Origin of the sequence: Streptomyces hirsutus (assembly GCF_001418415.1) — a bacterium.
GTDB lineage: Bacteria > Actinomycetota > Actinomycetes > Streptomycetales > Streptomycetaceae > Streptomyces > Streptomyces hirsutus.
Genome location: NZ_LIQT01000385.1, coordinates 7,886 through 8,327 on the forward strand (window position 1 = coordinate 7,886; position 442 = coordinate 8,327).

A 442-nucleotide genomic window follows, 5' to 3' on the forward strand; every position below is an offset into this window, starting at 1 on the left:
GGCGGGGCCCCGCCACAGGGCGAGGGCGTCGTCCAGGACGAGGCCCGCCTTGGCCGGATCCCCGTCGGACAGCGCGCGCAGGCCCTCGCCGGCCAGCCGCTCGAACCGGTGCAGATCGATGTCGTCGGCCGTGGCGGTGAGGCGGTAACCGCCGTCGTCGGAGGCCACCGCGTCCGCGCCGAGCGCCCGGCGCAGCCGCCCCACCAGCGCCTGCAGCGCCCCCGTCGCGTCGGCCGGCGGTTCGCCGTCCCACACCTCGTCGACGAGCAGACGCACCGGCACCGTACGGCCGGCCCGCAGCGCGAGCACCGTCAGCAGCGCGCGCAACCGTGCCCCGCCGACCGGGACGACGGTGCCGTCGGGGCGGAGTGCCTGGGTGGTACCGAGGATGCGATAGCGCACGGGGTCCATTGTCTCCGGTGGGCCGGGGGCGGTCACGGGG

Annotated in this window: 1 protein-coding gene; it reads right to left on the bottom strand. The window is 77.6% G+C overall.

Annotated features, from left to right (window positions below; translation table 11 throughout):
• Positions 1 to 411: AfsR/SARP family transcriptional regulator (locus AOK11_RS45400; RefSeq protein ID WP_240497506.1), on the bottom strand; the 411-nt coding region annotated here is incomplete at its 3' end.
• Between the last annotated feature and the right edge of the window lie 31 nt (positions 412 to 442).